The organism is Corynebacterium sp. HMSC072D12 (genome assembly GCF_001813925.1).
Taxonomy (GTDB): Bacteria; Actinomycetota; Actinomycetes; order Mycobacteriales; family Mycobacteriaceae; genus Corynebacterium; species Corynebacterium aurimucosum.
Genome location: NZ_KV814392.1, coordinates 174,710 through 189,375, shown reverse-complemented (window position 1 = coordinate 189,375; position 14,666 = coordinate 174,710). Strand labels below are relative to the sequence as shown.

At 62.8% G+C, this 14,666-nt stretch carries 11 protein-coding genes; 8 read left to right on the top strand and 3 right to left on the bottom strand.

All coding sequences use genetic code 11. From position 1 onward, the window contains the following. Window positions 1-32 precede the first annotated feature (32 nt). Genes HMPREF2943_RS04470 through HMPREF2943_RS04455 form a run of 4 tightly spaced genes read left to right on the top strand, consistent with a single transcriptional unit; the run spans window position 33 to window position 4,796 of the window. Entirely contained in the window at window positions 33-794 is a 762-nt protein-coding gene (locus HMPREF2943_RS04470) for a 5-oxoprolinase subunit PxpA (protein ID WP_070710904.1), read from the top strand. Beyond that, on the top strand, window positions 794-2,341 hold the full coding sequence (locus HMPREF2943_RS04465; RefSeq protein ID WP_070710903.1) for a 5-oxoprolinase subunit B/C family protein: 1,548 nt from the start codon (window positions 794-796) through the stop codon (window positions 2,339-2,341). Before HMPREF2943_RS04470 ends, HMPREF2943_RS04465 begins: the two co-directional genes overlap by 1 nt. Before the next feature lie 24 nt (window positions 2,342-2,365). After that, window positions 2,366-4,174 (top strand): acetyl/propionyl/methylcrotonyl-CoA carboxylase subunit alpha, encoded by a 1,809-nt coding sequence (locus tag HMPREF2943_RS04460; RefSeq protein ID WP_070710902.1) that lies wholly within the window; start codon window positions 2,366-2,368, stop codon window positions 4,172-4,174. 22 nt (window positions 4,175-4,196) lie between these two features. Beyond that, window positions 4,197-4,796 carry a GntR family transcriptional regulator gene (locus HMPREF2943_RS04455; RefSeq protein WP_070710901.1) on the top strand — a complete coding sequence of 200 codons (600 nt, stop codon included), beginning with the start codon at window positions 4,197-4,199 and terminating at the stop codon, window positions 4,794-4,796. A gap of 242 nt (window positions 4,797-5,038) precedes the next feature. On the opposite strand, the gene HMPREF2943_RS04450 is transcribed toward HMPREF2943_RS04455, so the two are convergent. Further along, entirely contained in the window at window positions 5,039-5,818 is a 780-nt protein-coding gene (locus HMPREF2943_RS04450; protein ID WP_371325757.1) for a putative hydro-lyase, read from the bottom strand. Further along, on the bottom strand, window positions 5,809-6,972 hold the full coding sequence (locus HMPREF2943_RS04445; protein ID WP_210399721.1) for an NRAMP family divalent metal transporter: 1,164 nt from the start codon (window positions 6,970-6,972) through the stop codon (window positions 5,809-5,811). The genes HMPREF2943_RS04450 and HMPREF2943_RS04445 overlap by 10 nt, the downstream gene beginning before the upstream one ends. Before the next feature lie 308 nt (window positions 6,973-7,280). On the opposite strand from HMPREF2943_RS04445, the gene HMPREF2943_RS04440 reads away from it, so the two are divergent. From HMPREF2943_RS04440 to HMPREF2943_RS04425, 4 genes are all read left to right on the top strand, one after another. Then, window positions 7,281-8,441, top strand: a complete 1,161-nt coding sequence (locus tag HMPREF2943_RS04440; RefSeq protein WP_070710935.1) for an acetyl-CoA C-acyltransferase — start codon at window positions 7,281-7,283, stop codon at window positions 8,439-8,441. Continuing rightward, on the top strand, window positions 8,442-10,649 hold the full coding sequence (locus HMPREF2943_RS04435; protein WP_070710899.1) for a 3-hydroxyacyl-CoA dehydrogenase/enoyl-CoA hydratase family protein: 2,208 nt from the start codon (window positions 8,442-8,444) through the stop codon (window positions 10,647-10,649). 271 nt (window positions 10,650-10,920) lie between these two features. Further along, window positions 10,921-11,730 (top strand): metal ABC transporter ATP-binding protein, encoded by an 810-nt coding sequence (locus tag HMPREF2943_RS04430; protein ID WP_035006260.1) that lies wholly within the window; start codon window positions 10,921-10,923, stop codon window positions 11,728-11,730. Beyond that, window positions 11,727-13,493 (top strand): metal ABC transporter solute-binding protein, Zn/Mn family, encoded by a 1,767-nt coding sequence (locus HMPREF2943_RS04425; protein ID WP_246815742.1) that lies wholly within the window; start codon window positions 11,727-11,729, stop codon window positions 13,491-13,493. The genes HMPREF2943_RS04430 and HMPREF2943_RS04425 overlap by 4 nt, the downstream gene beginning before the upstream one ends. 167 nt (window positions 13,494-13,660) lie before the next feature. On the opposite strand, the gene HMPREF2943_RS12135 is transcribed toward HMPREF2943_RS04425, so the two are convergent. Then, a complete protein-coding gene (locus HMPREF2943_RS12135) occupies window positions 13,661-14,572 on the bottom strand; it encodes a DUF559 domain-containing protein (RefSeq protein WP_083276458.1) in 912 nt (303 codons plus the stop codon). Between the last annotated feature and the right edge of the window lie 94 nt (window positions 14,573-14,666).

Genomic DNA, 14,666 nt, shown 5'->3' with positions numbered 1-14,666 from the left:
TTCGGGAACTATAGAAGAGGTGTCCTCCTGTAATGAGCGCGCTGCACATAGACCTCAACGCTGACCTCGGCGAAACCACCGCCGGCAACCCCGTGGCCGATGACGCCGCGATGCTCCAGCTTGTCTCCTCCGCCAACGTCGCCACCGGCTTCCACGCCGGTGACCCGCACTCCATCGCGGAAACGCTCAAGGCGGCCGCAGAGGCAGGAGTTACCGTCGGCGCGCACGTTGGCTATAACGACCCAGCAGCATTCGGCCGCCGCTTCATCGATTACGCACCTGCCGAGCTTGCCGCCGAAATCACCTACCAAATCGGTGCCCTCCAGGCCCTAGCCCAGGCCAACGGGACACAGGTGGCCTACGTGAAGCCGCACGGCGCAATGTACAACACCATCGTCCACCACGAGGCCCAGGCCCACGCGGTTATCGACGGCATCAAGGCCTTCGGCGACCTGCCCGTCATGCTGCTGCCCGGCGGCATCGCCGTCGACATCGCCGAGAAGAAGGGCCTCACCGTCATCCGCGAGGCCTTCGCCGACCGCAACTACAACCCCGATGGCACGCTCGTCTCACGGCGCGAGGCGAATGCGGTGATGGGTGATGAGGGGGACGTCGTCAAGCGCGTGCTCGAGGTCGCCGAAACCGGCTCTATTACCGCCATCGACGGCTCCGTACTCAACGTGGATGCCCAGTCGGTGTGCACGCACGGTGATTCGCCCGGCGCGGTCCAGCTGCTGCGCGGTGTGGTCAAGGTGCTGCAGGCGCGCGGGATTGAGATTCGGAGCGCCATCTGATGCATATTCACCCCGTAGGAACGCGCGCGCTGCTCATAGAGCTGGAGGACTTGCCCCAGGTCATGGCGTGGCACGCGGCCCTCGACGCTAATCCGCTCAAAGATCAAGTCGACGCGATTGCTGCCGCCACCACCTTGCTGTTGACCTTTGCCACGCCGAATTCCGCCGCCGCAGCCGCGGAGAAGCTGCAGGACTTCCACCCCACCGCGCAGGCGGGCGAGGATCCGCGCTTTGTGGAGATCGACGTTCTCTATGACGGCGAGGACCTCGATGAGGCCGCCGAGTTGATGGGCATGTCGCGCGAAGGCCTCATTGATTGGCACACGTCCACCGAGTGGCTCGCCGCTTTTGGCGGCTTCGCGCCCGGTTTTACTTATTGCACCCCGGCGGACTCGGCGCAGAATTTCAACATCGAGCGCCGCGCCACCCCGCGCACTGCGGTGCCGGCTGGTGCCGTCGGTATTGCCGGCGGTTTCTCCGCTGTCTACCCGCGCGTCTCCCCGGGCGGCTGGCAGCTGTTGGGCACTACTTCAACTCCGATGTGGGAATCTGATGCCCACCCGCCGGCACTGGTCCAGCCCGGTGACCGCGTGCGCTATCGCGCGGTGAGCTCGCTGCCGGACGTGGTGTCCACCACGCCTTTTGGCCGCCGCACCCCGGCGCGCTTGCCGCGCTTGGAGGTCCTCGATGCTGGCCTGCTGACGCTTTATCAGGATCAGGGCCGCCCCGGCCGCGGCAACTTGGGCGTCACGCCCTCGGGTGCTGCTGACTTGGCTGCGGCCGCCACGGCCAACGTCGCGGTGGGCAACCCGCGCGGCGCCACCGTACTAGAGAATATCGGCGGCATTCGCCTGCGCGCGCTGACCGACGCCGTCGTGTGCGTCACCGGCGCCCAATCCCGCGTGCTTCTCGACGATATGCCGGTACACCTCGCGCGCCCAGTGCTCGTCACCGCCGGCTCAACGGTCACCGTGGATCCCGCGACGGTGGGCCTGCGCAGCTACATCGCCATCCGCGGTGGCATCGTGGCGGATGCGGAGCTGGGCTCAGCCTCCACCGACGTGCTCTCCGGGCTGGGGCCTACACCGGTACGGCTGGGCGATGTCATCGGTGTCCTCCCCCGCTCCACCGCAATGACGGATGCGCAGCTGAGCAACCCGATGCGCGTTCGCGAAGGCGCGCACGGACAGACCGAGGGTGTGCTGCGCTGCGTGCTCGGCCCGCGCGATGACTGGTTTACGCCCGAAAGTCTGGAGGCGTTCCTGGCCACCGAGTGGACCGTTACTGCACAGTCCAACCGCGTGGGCGTGCGCCTGGTCGGCCCGGAGGGCTCCGTGGCGTTGAGCCGCGCCCGGGAGGGCGAGCTGCCCTCGGAGGGTATGGTCGCCGGCTCCGTCCAGGTTCCGCCGAGCGGTGAGCCCGTGATTTTCCTCCGCGATCACGCCGTGACCGGTGGCTACCCGGTCATCGCCACAGTCCTCGAAGAAGATATTGATATCGCCGCGCAGCTCCCGCCGGGGGCGACGGTCCGCTTTGAACTCGCTTAAACACTAGTAAAGGAACACCCACCCATGATCTCTGCAGTCCTTATTGCTAACCGCGGCGAGATTGCCGTCCGTATTGCCCGAACCGCGCGTGACCTGGGCATCCGCTCCATCGCCATTTATTCCGAAGCCGATGCTGGCGCACTGCACACTCAGGTGGCCGACGAAGCCTATGCGCTTCCCGGCAACTCCGCGGCGGATACCTACATGAACATCCCGGCTCTCCTCGATATCGCCGTGCGCGCCGGCGCTGACGCCATCCACCCCGGTTATGGCTTCCTCTCGGAGAACGCCGACTTTGCCCGCACCGTGGCCGAAGCCGGCTTGACGTGGATTGGTCCCTCGCCGGAGTCCATCGAGCTGCTCGGTGACAAGATTGCTGCGCGTCGCGTGGCTGAGGAGGTCGGCGCCCCACTGGCACCAGGTACCTCCGATCCCATCGATGACTGGCAGGAGGCCCGCGCCTTCGCTGAGGAGCACGGCCTGCCCATCGCCATCAAGGCTGCATACGGCGGCGGCGGACGCGGCCTCAAGGTGGTGGAAAACCTCGAGGACATCGAGGCTGCCTTCAACTCGGCAGGCCGCGAAGCCAAGGAGGCCTTCGGACGCGCGGAGTGCTACGTGGAGAAATTCCTGACCCACCCGCGCCACGTGGAGGCCCAGATTCTGGCCGATACGCACGACAACGTCGCCGTGCTGGGCACCCGCGATTGCTCCACGCAGCGCCGCTTCCAAAAACTCATCGAGGAGGCCCCGGCGCCCGCGCTTTCCGACGAGCAGCGCACCGGCATCCACGAGGGTGCCCGCGCCATCTGCGCGAAGGTGGGCTACACCGGTGCAGGCACCGTCGAGTACATCGTCTCCGAGGATGGCACGATCTCCTTCCTCGAGGTCAATACCCGCGTGCAGGTGGAGCACCCAGTGACCGAGATGGTCACGGGCGTGGACATCATCGCCGAGCAGTTCCGCATCGCCTCTGGCGAGCCTCTCTCCTTCGTGTCCGGCGCGTCCGATTCCTCATCTTCGTCCGATGCGTCTGAAGCGCATGCGTCTGAAGCTCATGCTTCAGACCCTGAAATGGACGGCCACGCCTTCGAGTTCCGCATCAACGCCGAAGACATCCTCAACGGCTTCGCTCCCTGCCCCGGCACCATCGTGCGCTTTGAGCCGCCGACCGGTCCTGGCATCCGCGTCGATTCGGGTGTGCGCTCCGGATCCATCGTGCCGCCCTACTATGACTCGCTCGTGGCCAAGCTCCTGGTCTGGGGCCCAACCCGCGAGATCGCGCTGAAACGCGCGCAGCAGGCCCTTCAGGAATTCGATATCGAAGGTGTTCGCACCGTGCTGCCCTTCCACCGCGATATGGTCTCCTCCCAGGTCCTCGTGGACCATGGCGACGCCGATGCCGCGGCCGGCATCTACACCGACTGGCTCGACCACAACTACCGCCCCTCCGCGGAGGCCACGAGTACTACCGTTCCTGTCGAGGCCATCTACGCGCAGCGCACCCGCGTGGCGCTGGAAATCGACGGCAAGCTGGTCAGCGTGGGCTTCCCCACCGATATGTTGTCGCAGGGGCCGGTGAAGGGGGCGTCGGCAAGCGCGGCGTCTGGGGCCAGCGACAGCGGCAACGAGGTGACATGCCCCTACGAGGCTAACCTCGTGGCATGGAACGTAGAAGACGGCGAGATGGTCGAAGAAGGCCAGGCCATCGCCACGATCGAGGCGATGAAGATGGAATCTGCGGTCAAGGCTCCGTCTGCGGGCAAGCTGAGCCGTGTGGCAAAGGAAGGCTCGAGGTTGGAACCGGGCGCGGTGATCGCCACGATTTCTTAAGCGGCGGGCTACTGTAAGTCGCATGCTTGCAGATTCCGTCGCCTCCGCGCTCCGCGCCGCCATCTCTGAGGGCGAGTACATGCCTGGGCAGCAGCTCAGCGAGGTCCGCGCGGCCGAGCGCTTCGAATGCTCCCGCAACACCCTGCGGGAGTCCTTCGCCATGCTCGCTTCCGAGCGCATCGTGGAGCGCATCCCGCACAGGGGCGTGTTCATTGCCACCCCGGATGCCGATTTCGTGCGCGATCTTTATTTGGCCCGCGCCGCCATCGAGCCGGCCGCTGCGCGCTACGCCACCTTTGAGGACCCGGACGAGTTGGTGCGGCTGACCGAATCCGCCGTGCAAGACGGCGCTCCCCGCCCCCTCATCAACCAGCGCTTCCACAAGAGGTTGGTCGCTGGTCTGGGCTCACCGACGCTGGACCGCTCCATGTCTCATCTCCTAGCGCGCATGCGACTCACCTTCTTGTTGACCCTGGAGCGCTACCCGCAGATTCACGATAACCACGTGCAGGCCAACATCGACTTAGCCCACCTCATCGCGCAAGGCGAACGTGAGGCCGCCGCCGATGCCTGCCGCGCGGACTTGATGCGCGCGATGGAATCGATTCTTCGGGTCCTTTAGTCTCCGAATCCTCTAGCTGCGCCTGCGCTCCTGTTAGCCGGTTCCACCCGCGCGAAACTGCTCGGCCCACATGGTTCTAGTGAGATGGTTCGGGTCAAAAGGTTCGTTTACCCCCAAGTGAACCATGTACGCATTCACAGAAGGTTTGTTTGCCCCCAAACAAACCTTCTGACCAGAACCATCTGAGTAGAACCATGTATCAGCGTCATGAGAGCTAGAGGAAACGCCACCGAACTGGGGGCTCAGGGGATGAGGAAGTTGCGGTCCGGGATGTCGGTGACGAGCATCTTGCCTGGGGCGTGCGTGATGGCCAGGCTAGGCCGCGAGTTCATCACGATGGCCTGCGGAGTCACGCCGCACGCCCAGAAGACCGGGATTGTGCCCTCAGGAATGTCGACGGCTTCGCCGAAATCGGGCTGCGATAGGTCTTCGATGCCGATGGCGGCCGGGTCGCCCACGTGAACCGGGGCGCCGTGGACGCCTGGATAGCGGGAGGTGATGCGGACGGCATCGGACACCTGGCTCGCAGGAATGGGGCGCATGGAGACCACCATCGGCCCCGAGAAGGCACCCGCCGGGGTGCAGGGAATCGTCGTGCGATACATCGGTACGTTGCGGCCCTGCTCGATATGAGCGATGGAAATACCATCTTCCACAAGTGCATTCTCAAAGGTGAAGGAACAACCAATGAGGAAGGAGACGATGTCTTCGGAGTAGAAGGGGGAAGCGTCGCCAAGCGTCTGCGTGAGCTGGCCGTCCTCGTAGATGTTGTAGGCCGGGATGTCGGTGCGGATGTCCCCGCCCGGGATGAGCTCAGAAGTGAACTGCCCCGCCTCCAGCACACCGACGATGGGGCATGGCTTGGGATTGCGCTGCGCGAAAAGAAGGAAGTCGAAGGCGTACTCGCGCGGCAGGGCAATGAGGTTGGCTTGCATAAAGCCGCGGGCGTGGCCGGCAGTGGTGGTCATGTCGTGTGCGCGGGCAAAGGCGCGCACTTCTGCGGGAGTCTGCATCATGCCCATAGGTTAACGATTCCGGAGATGGACTTGATGCCGATGAAGATTTCCAACGCGAGTGCCAGCACACCGGCGATGAGCAGCCACATCGGCTGCTTAACACCGTGGGTAAGGTCGTGGCGTTTGAACGCGACCCACATCACCATAGCGAAAGCGATGGGCAGGATGATGCCGTTGAAGGCACCCGCGAAAATGAGGAGTTTCTGCGGCGCGGAGTTGAGAATGCCGAAGAGAATGGCGCAGACAACGATGAAGCCTACGGTGAGGAAATTGCGGGTGCGCGGGCTGACCTTCTGGGTGGTCACGAAGGTGATCGAGGTGTAGGACGCGCCGATAACGGAGGACAAGCCGGCAGCGAAGAGCACAACGCCGAAGGCACGGAGACCAAATTCGCCGGCGGCGTGGCGGAAGGCATCGGCAGCCGTGTTGTCTTCAGAGAGCGCAACGCCGGTCGACACGACGCCGAGGACCGCGAGGAAGAGTAGCACGCGCATAATGCCGGTGACGATGATGCCGAGCACGGAGGTCTTGGTAATCGCGTTGACGTTTTCCGGGCCGGACAGGCCGGAGTCGATGAGGCGGTGCGCGCCGGCGAAGGTGATGTAGCCGCCCACCGTGCCGCCGATGAGGGTGGTGATGACGAAGAAATCGACGCTCTCCGGCATGACGGTGTTCTTCAGCGCCTCGCCCACCGGCGGCTGGGAAACAATCGCCACGTAAAGCATGAGCAGAATCATGATGGCGCCCAGCGCGGCGACGATGCGGTCGAGCGCGACGCCCGCCCGCTTGGACAAGAAGATGAAGATGGCGATAGCGGAGGCGATAAGGCCGCCGATACGAGCATCGATGCCCAGCAGGGCGTTAAGGCCGAGGCCCGAGCCGGCGATGTTGCCGATATTAAAGACCATGCCGCCGATGAAGACGAGAATGGCGAGGAACCATCCCAGCCCGGGCAGAACAGTATTACCCAGCTCGTTGGCACGCATGCCGGAGATGGCAAGCACGCGCCACACGTTCAGCTGAATGGCGATGTCGACGATGATCGACAGCGCAATGGCGAAGGCAAAGGCGGCGCCCATCTGCACGGTAAAGACGGAGGTTTGGGTCAAAAAGCCCGGGCCGATGGCGGAGGTGGCCATGAGGAACATGGCGCCGGCCATGGCGCCGATGCCCTTGGGGGCCTGCGCTTCTTGCGGCGCGTTCTGGGCGGCTTCCTGGGAAGCGGAGGATTTGGTGGGGTCCGAACTCATTGTTGGGCACCTTTCGTGACGAAGGTCGCATTAAACGTTGGTGAAAGCATAAGGGTTGTTGAACAATCTGTAAACAGCGCGGGGGTGGCGCACGTTACACCCACGGCAAAAGTGCAGCCACCCCCACACCCCTCGCCAGATTTCATTGCACGGCAATAGAAAGTGACCTAGGATACAAGTTAACTAATGGCCATTCGCATAAATCTATGGAGGAATTCATGCCCCAGGACATTTACATCGCCGGGGCTGCACGCCTGCCTATCGGCAAATTCGGCGGCAGCCTCGCGCGGCTTTCCCTGACCGAACTTGGCTCCCTTGCGGCCGAAACGGCTATTGAGCGTTCGGGGCTTTCAGGAGAAGACCTCGACACCGCCGTGGCCTCCAACGTCATGCCCGTTGTGCCGAAGGACCTCTATCTCTCCCGCGCGATTGCCCGGAACGTAGGGTTGCCAGACTCCTCCACTGCCATGGGCGTTAACCGCCTCTGCGGCTCCGGTGTCCAAGCAGTCATCAGTGCAGCCCAACTCCTGCAGTCTGGCGACGGCTCTCTAGCGTTAGCCGTCGGCGCAGAATCCATGAGTAACGCGCCCTACTCCGTCGAAGGAGCGCGCTTTGGCAAGCGCATGGGGGATGGCAAACTCTACGACTGGCTCACCGGCGCACTCTCCTGCCCCTTCGGCACCGGCCACATGGGTGTCACCGCAGAAAACGTCGCTGCGGATAACAACATCTCCCGCGAACGCCAGGACGAATTCGCCGCCGAGTCCCAGGAGCGTGCCGCGAAGGCCCGCGCGGAGGACGTGCATACCGAGGAAATCGTCCCGGTCGGCGAGCTGGACTTTGATGAGAGCGTGCGGGAGACGAGCGTCGAGAAGCTGGCAAAGCTCAAGCCGGTCTTCGTTAAAGATGGAACCGTCACCGCCGGCAACGCCTCCGGCATCAACGATGGCGCTGCGGCCGCCGTGCTGGCCACCGCGGAGGAAGTGACCAAGCGCGGCCTAGACCCGCTGGCGAAGATTGTGTCCTGGTCCATCGCGGGCGTGGACCCGACGCGCATGGGCATCGGTCCGGTGGCTGCAGTGCCGAAGGCGCTTGAGAAGGTCGGCCTGGAGTTGCAGGATATTGACCTCATCGAATCAAACGAGGCCTTCGCCGCCCAGGCCATCGCCGTGCAGGACCAGCTGGGCTTCGACCCGGCCAAGACGAATATCTATGGCGGTGCCGTCGCGCACGGCCACCCGGTTGGTGCCACGGGCGTCATCCTGCTGACCAAGCTAGCTTATGCGCTGCGCCGCGAAAGCAAGCGCTATGGCCTGGTCACCATGTGCATCGGCGGCGGTCAGGGAATCGCCATGATTATTGAGAATGGAGCGAAGTAAATGAGCATCACCAAGGTAGCCGTCATCGGAGCAGGTTCTATGGGATCCGGCATTGCGGCGCTGTGTGCGTCGGCAGGCATGGACGTCGTGCTGCTGGACCAGGACGCGGAGGGTGCCCAGAGGGGCGTCGAGATCCAGCTCAAGCGCAAGGGTTTCCACCTGCCGGAGTTTGCCGAGCGCGTGCGCGCCAGCGATGACTACGCCTTGCTGGAGGACCGCGAGTGGATCATCGAGGCCATCTTCGAAGACCTCGGCGCCAAGCATTCGCTCTATCAGGCCATTGAGCCTCATTTGTCTGCGGATGCTCTGTTGAGCTCGAATACCTCTCCCCTGCCACTGGCGTCGCTCCTGGAGGGCGTGCCGGAAGCCCGCCGCGACAAGTTCGCCATCACGCACTTCTTCAACCCACCGAAGGTCATGCGCCTGGTAGAGCTCATCGCTTCCGGCTCCACGGAGGCTGCTCTGCGAACGACCATCGAGCAAACCCTGGGCAAGATTGCTCTTGAGTGCCGCGATACGCCGGGCTTCATTGCCAACCGCGTGGGCTGTTACTGGATGGCCGCCGGCGTGGCCCGCGCCCGCGAGTTCGACGTGAGCTACGAGCTTGCGGACGCTGCCTTCGGCCGCGCCTTCGGCATCCCCCGCACCGGTATTTTCGGGCTGCTCGACTACATCGGTCTCCAGCTGGTCAAGCCCATTTGGAAGTCTTTGGAGACGGCCTTGCCGGCAGGTGATCCGCTGCTTGACGTCCCCCTTGGTGATGACTCCTTCATCGAAGGTCTCGTTTCTCGGGGGCTGACCGGCCGCACTGGTGAGGGTGGCTTCTATCGCGGCCGTGACGAGGTCATCAACTCCTCTTACGAGTACGTGCCCCGTACTCAACCCTCCGATCCTGTCGTGGGCCTCAAGGATCCGCGCGAGGTCATGGACACTGACTCCCCCGGCGGCCGTTTTGCCCGCGCGGTCTTCCTCGACACGCTGGCCTACTGCTGCGAGGTAGCTCCCTCCATCGCGGACCACGTGGGCCTCATCGACGAGGGACTGACCTTAGGCTTCGGCTGGAAGAAGGGCATCTTCGCGCTTGCCGACGCCATCGGTATCGACCACGTCGCCTCCGCTTATGGTGCAGACGTTCCTGAATTGGTCTCCGCTGCTGCTCAGGCGGGTGGCTTTTATGGCGAGGGCTCAGTGCTGTCCTCGACGGGTTCTCGTCAGGAGCTCGCGCCGCGCGAGGGCGTCGTAACGCTGTCTTCTCTTGATACTGAGACCATCGTTTCTCTGGAGGCGGGCGCAGTCTACGCGGTGTCCACCTCTGCTGGACGCATCGGCATCATCGACCTGCACACACCGATGAACTCCATGCCAACCCCGGCTCTCGAGGTCATTCGAGCCGCCCTCGACGCTGTGCCCTCTTCCAACCTTGTCGCTCTGGTCATTGCTAACGACAAGCCGGTCTTCTGCGCGGGGGCGGACCTCGCGTCCATTGCGGCTGCGGGTGAATCGGGTTCCGCTTCGCGCGTCGAATCATTGATTTCGGATGGCTCGGAAACCCTGCGTGCACTCAAGTTCGTCCCGGTTCCCGTGGTAGCGGCTGTGCGGGGTGTTGCCTTGGGTGGCGGATTCGAAACCGCTTTGGCCTGCGACCGCATTGTTGCTCATGCCGATACGCGCCTCGGTTTCCCGGAGCGCACGGTGGGTCTCTACCCAGGCTGGACGGGCACTATCTCTTCGCTGGAGCGCCTCAAGGCAGCCGGTGTCGAAGACTATCACCAGAAGGCCTTCGACTTCATCGCCTCCGCCCGCAACTTCTCTTCTGCTTTCGAAGCCCAGAAGGCTGGCTTCTTATCCTCGGATGACGTCGTGCTCATGTCCTTCGACCACGTCCTCGCTCACGCTTTGCTCGAGGCCGCGGACCTGGCTGCCTCCTACACCCCGCCTGCAGACGCTTCTATCGAGATGTACTCCGGCTCCCCCGCCTTGGACCATGACTGGCCCATCGAGGGCACCACCGAGAACGACCACGTTATCGTGGCCAAGCTCGCCGAGATGTATACCGCCCCTACTTCCTCCAACTCCGCCTCGGCTTCGCTGAGCTTCACCGAGTTCTGTGAGCGCGAAGTGGAATTCGACGTACCGCTGGTCCTCCTCCCAGCCAACGTGGAGCGCGCCAAACACATGGCCGCAACCCGCAAGCCCCTCAACAACTAGCCCCGGCCGCTTCTATTTCCCAACCCCGCTCCCTTTTTCGGAGTGGGGTTTCTCCTTGTTCGTTGCGACCTGGACCGGCAATTGACAGGCAGGTTTAAGCTGGTCACTTGCAAGTTTGAGCTGGTCATTCTGTGTACAGCTCAAACTTGCACATGGTTCCACTTAAAAGGCATTAGTCACATGGTTTACTTGCCCCCCAACACCACCCCACCCCAAAGTTCAATACATTGAATTTGGTGATACATTGAACTGAACACTATTCTTGGCTGCCATGAGTATTAGCGTCCAGAACTTGAGCGTGAGCTACGGCGCGAACACCGCGATTCGGAACATCAGCTTCACCCTCGACTCCCCCGGCATGCACGGCATCATCGGCCCCAACGGCTCAGGCAAATCCACCCTCATGAAGGCGATGCTCCAGATCCTGGACAAACACAACGTCCACGGCACAGGCCCCACCGGCGCCCCTGCCGGCTACCCCGTCACCCTCGACGGCAAGGCCCCCGCCGAGCAGCGCCGCGCAATCGCTTATATCGAGCAGCGCTCTGACCTCGACCGCAACTTCCCCACCAGCGTCTTCGACACCGTCCTGATGGGCACTTACCCGCGCCTGGGTCTTTTCCACCGCCCCGGCAAGGCCGAACGCGAAGCAGCCACCCAGGCTCTCAAGGACGTCGACATGTGGGACTTTCGCCACCGCCACATCAGCGAACTCTCGGGCGGACAGTTCCAGCGCGTCCTCTTTGCCCGCGCCATCGTCCAGGACGCGGAGTACATCTTCCTGGACGAGCCCTTCGTCGGCATCGACGTCCCCAGCGAGAAGACGATCGTGACCCTGCTGCGGCAGATGGCGGACGCGGGCAAGCACGTCGTCGTCGTGCACCACGACATGAACACGGTGCGCGGCTACTACAACGACCTCATCGTCCTCAACGGCGAGCTCGTCGCGGCGGGTCCCACCGAGGAGGTCTTCGTCCCCGACGTGCTGCAGAAGGCCTTCGGCGCGCTCGTCATCCGCGAGCCGTCAGCACCAGCCCACCCCACGCCACGGCAGGCAGCCCTCCAGGAGGAGACAGCATGATCGCGGAGTTCCTCGACTCACTACTCAGCCACGGCTACCTGCAAAATGCGCTGATCACCTCGGTGATCGTGGGCGTGGCCTGCGGCATCGTCGGCAGCTTCATCGTGCTGCGCGGCATGGCCCTGATCGGCGACGCCATCTCGCACGCCGTACTACCGGGGGTCGCGGCCTCCTACCTGCTCGGCACGAACCTCTTCCTCGGGGCGGTGGTCGCGGGTCTACTCGCCACACTGGCGATCGGGCTGATCAGCGAACGCTCCACTGTGAAGAACGATTCGGCGATCGGCATCGTCTTTTCCGCCTTCTTCGCGATCGGCGTGCTGCTCATGGCGAAAGCGCAGACGGCGACGGATCTGACGGAGATCCTCTTCGGCAACGTCCTGACCGTTCAGGACGCCGACCGCAACCTCTCGATCGGTATTGCCGCTGCCGTGCTGATTCTCACGCTGGTCTTTTACAAGGAGCTCAAGCTCAGCACCTTCGACCCCGTCATGGCGCAGTCGGCTGGCGTGCCCGTGCGGGCAATCCACTACGGGCTGATGGTGGTGCTCACGCTGGTGACGGTCATTTCCCTGCAGACGGTGGGCGTGATCCTGGTGGTCTCCCTGCTGATTACTCCGGCGTCGGCGGCGTACCTGCTGACGAACCGGCTGGGAGTGATGATCGGGCTTTCAGTGGCGATCTCGGCGCTCAGCTCCGTAGTGGGGCTGTTCCTGAGCTATAGCTACAACGTGTCCTCCGGCGTGACGATCGTGCTGACCGCCAGCGCGCTGTTCCTGCTGGCTTTCCTCTTCGCGCCAGGCAAGGGACTGATTGCTCGCTCGCTGGGCAATAAGCCACTGGCCGCGCTGTTGGCCCTCCTGGTGGGCGGTGCCCTCGTGTTCGGGGCCGTGACCTTCTCGACGGAGGAGAAGGCAGACGGTGAGCAGCTGAACGTCGTCACCACCTTCACGCTGCTGGCGGACCTGGTGGAGGAGATCGGCGGCGAGGCGGTGGACGTCCATAACCTCGTGCCGACCGGCACGGACCCGCACGACTACGACCCCCTGCCCGCGGACCTGGATGCGACGAGCGACGCCGACCTGCTGTTCTACAACGGGCTGAACCTCGAGGGCGGTGAGCACGGCTGGCTCGCGAAACTGAAAAACACCGCGGGCCTGGACGATTCCCAGATGGTCGAGGCCACCAAGGGCGTGGAACCGAAGTACCTCAAGGACGAAAAGGGCAATCAGGAGATCAACCCGCACGCCTTCCTGGACCCGACCGTCGGCATCGCGATGGCCGAGAACGTGACCGCGGCGCTGGCCGAGGCCCTGCCCGAGCGTGCCGAGCACATCGAGGAGAAGGGGGCGGAGTACAAGGCCATGCTGGAGAGCATCGACGCCGACTACCGCGAGCAGATCGGTGCGCTGCCGAAGGAGGATCGTGTGCTCGTGGCCAGTGAACATGCCTTCCAATACATGGTCGACACCTACGGCATGGAGCAGCTGTATATCTGGCAGATCGACACGGATGAAAACGGCTCCCCCGCGCAGATCGGACACCTCGTGCGCCAGCTGAAGGACAAGCGCCCGAAGCACCTGTTCGTGGAGTCGAACGTGGATACGCGCCCCATGAAGACCGTCTCGAAGGAGGCCGGGATTCCGATCTTCGACGAGCCACTGCACTCCGATGAGCTCGGCAAGCCGGGCACGGTCGCGGGAACCTACGAGGATTTCCTGCGCAGCAACTTGAAGACCATGATCGCGGGGCTGAAGCGCTAAAACGCGAATGCTCGAGGCCCACATGCGTTGGGCTTCCCCGGTCGCATTCCCCCAAGTAAACCATCTAGGCGTTTACAAACGGTTCGTTTGCCCCCAAACAAACCTTTTCACTAATGCCTTCTGAATGAAACCATCTGGCAGCGCCCTCGTGCTGACAAGGAGGCTCGCTAGGCTGAACGAGGTTGCACGGTGTTTAACGCACCGCGCACCTCGTTAAGAACCTGTTCTCGGTTCTGGAGAAGATCCCGTGGTGAATAGCGCAGCACGATGTATCCAAGATTCTGAAGGTATTTCTCTCTTTGCCGCTCAGCCCGTATCACCGCTTCGGTAGATTTTCCGTAGGTCGCTCCGTCGTACTTCACAGCGCCGTCTATTTCCATGATGACTTTGCCGTTGAGAAGCAAGTCCGGCCGATACCCACCCTGAAGCTCTGGCTGAACCACGAGTTTCTTTCCCAGACCTTCCACAATTAACATGCCGCGCGCATAGGACTCATAGGGAGATTCGGCGAGGGCGGTAGCGTGCATAACCACTTTCCTAGCCTGAGCAGCACCTTTTACACGGCCCATTGCCGTGATCATTGACCGTAAATCGTCAATGCTAACGAGTCGTTTGCGCAAAGCGGAGTCGACAGCCATCAGCCCTTCCTCAAACGTCGCAAGCCGTGCGACGTCGATGCAGGTGCGCGCAACCGACGTGCACCGAAGCCCGAAGCGCTCCATAATGTCTGAGGTTGGCAGCCACATTTTTCGGTACATCACCTTGCTATCCCATTGCCGTCGCGGCGGGACTGTTTTGGATTGCCGTGCTAGAACAACTTGTGCGTCCCGAGACGACAGCGTCCACAAGCCCAACAGTTTGGCCGCAGATCTTTCCACGAGAACTGACCGATGAGCGCTACGCCCGAAGGCAACGATGTCAAAGAGATGGCGTTGGTAGTAAGGAAGAGCTGAATAGTACTCGCTGTTTATCGCGTAACGCGAGGTGAGGCGAATAAGTTCACCTGAAGCAAGTTGTTTCCACACAGGGTGGTTGTTCGAAAGGGGTCGTAGGTAAATGAGGTGTGAATCGTCAATCATGCTTCCATCATCATGGCTTCCAGCCCTCAAAAGCTACGGTCGATTCCCCGTCTGTGGATAACTACAACTCATCCATCGAATTGGCTGATCCTTC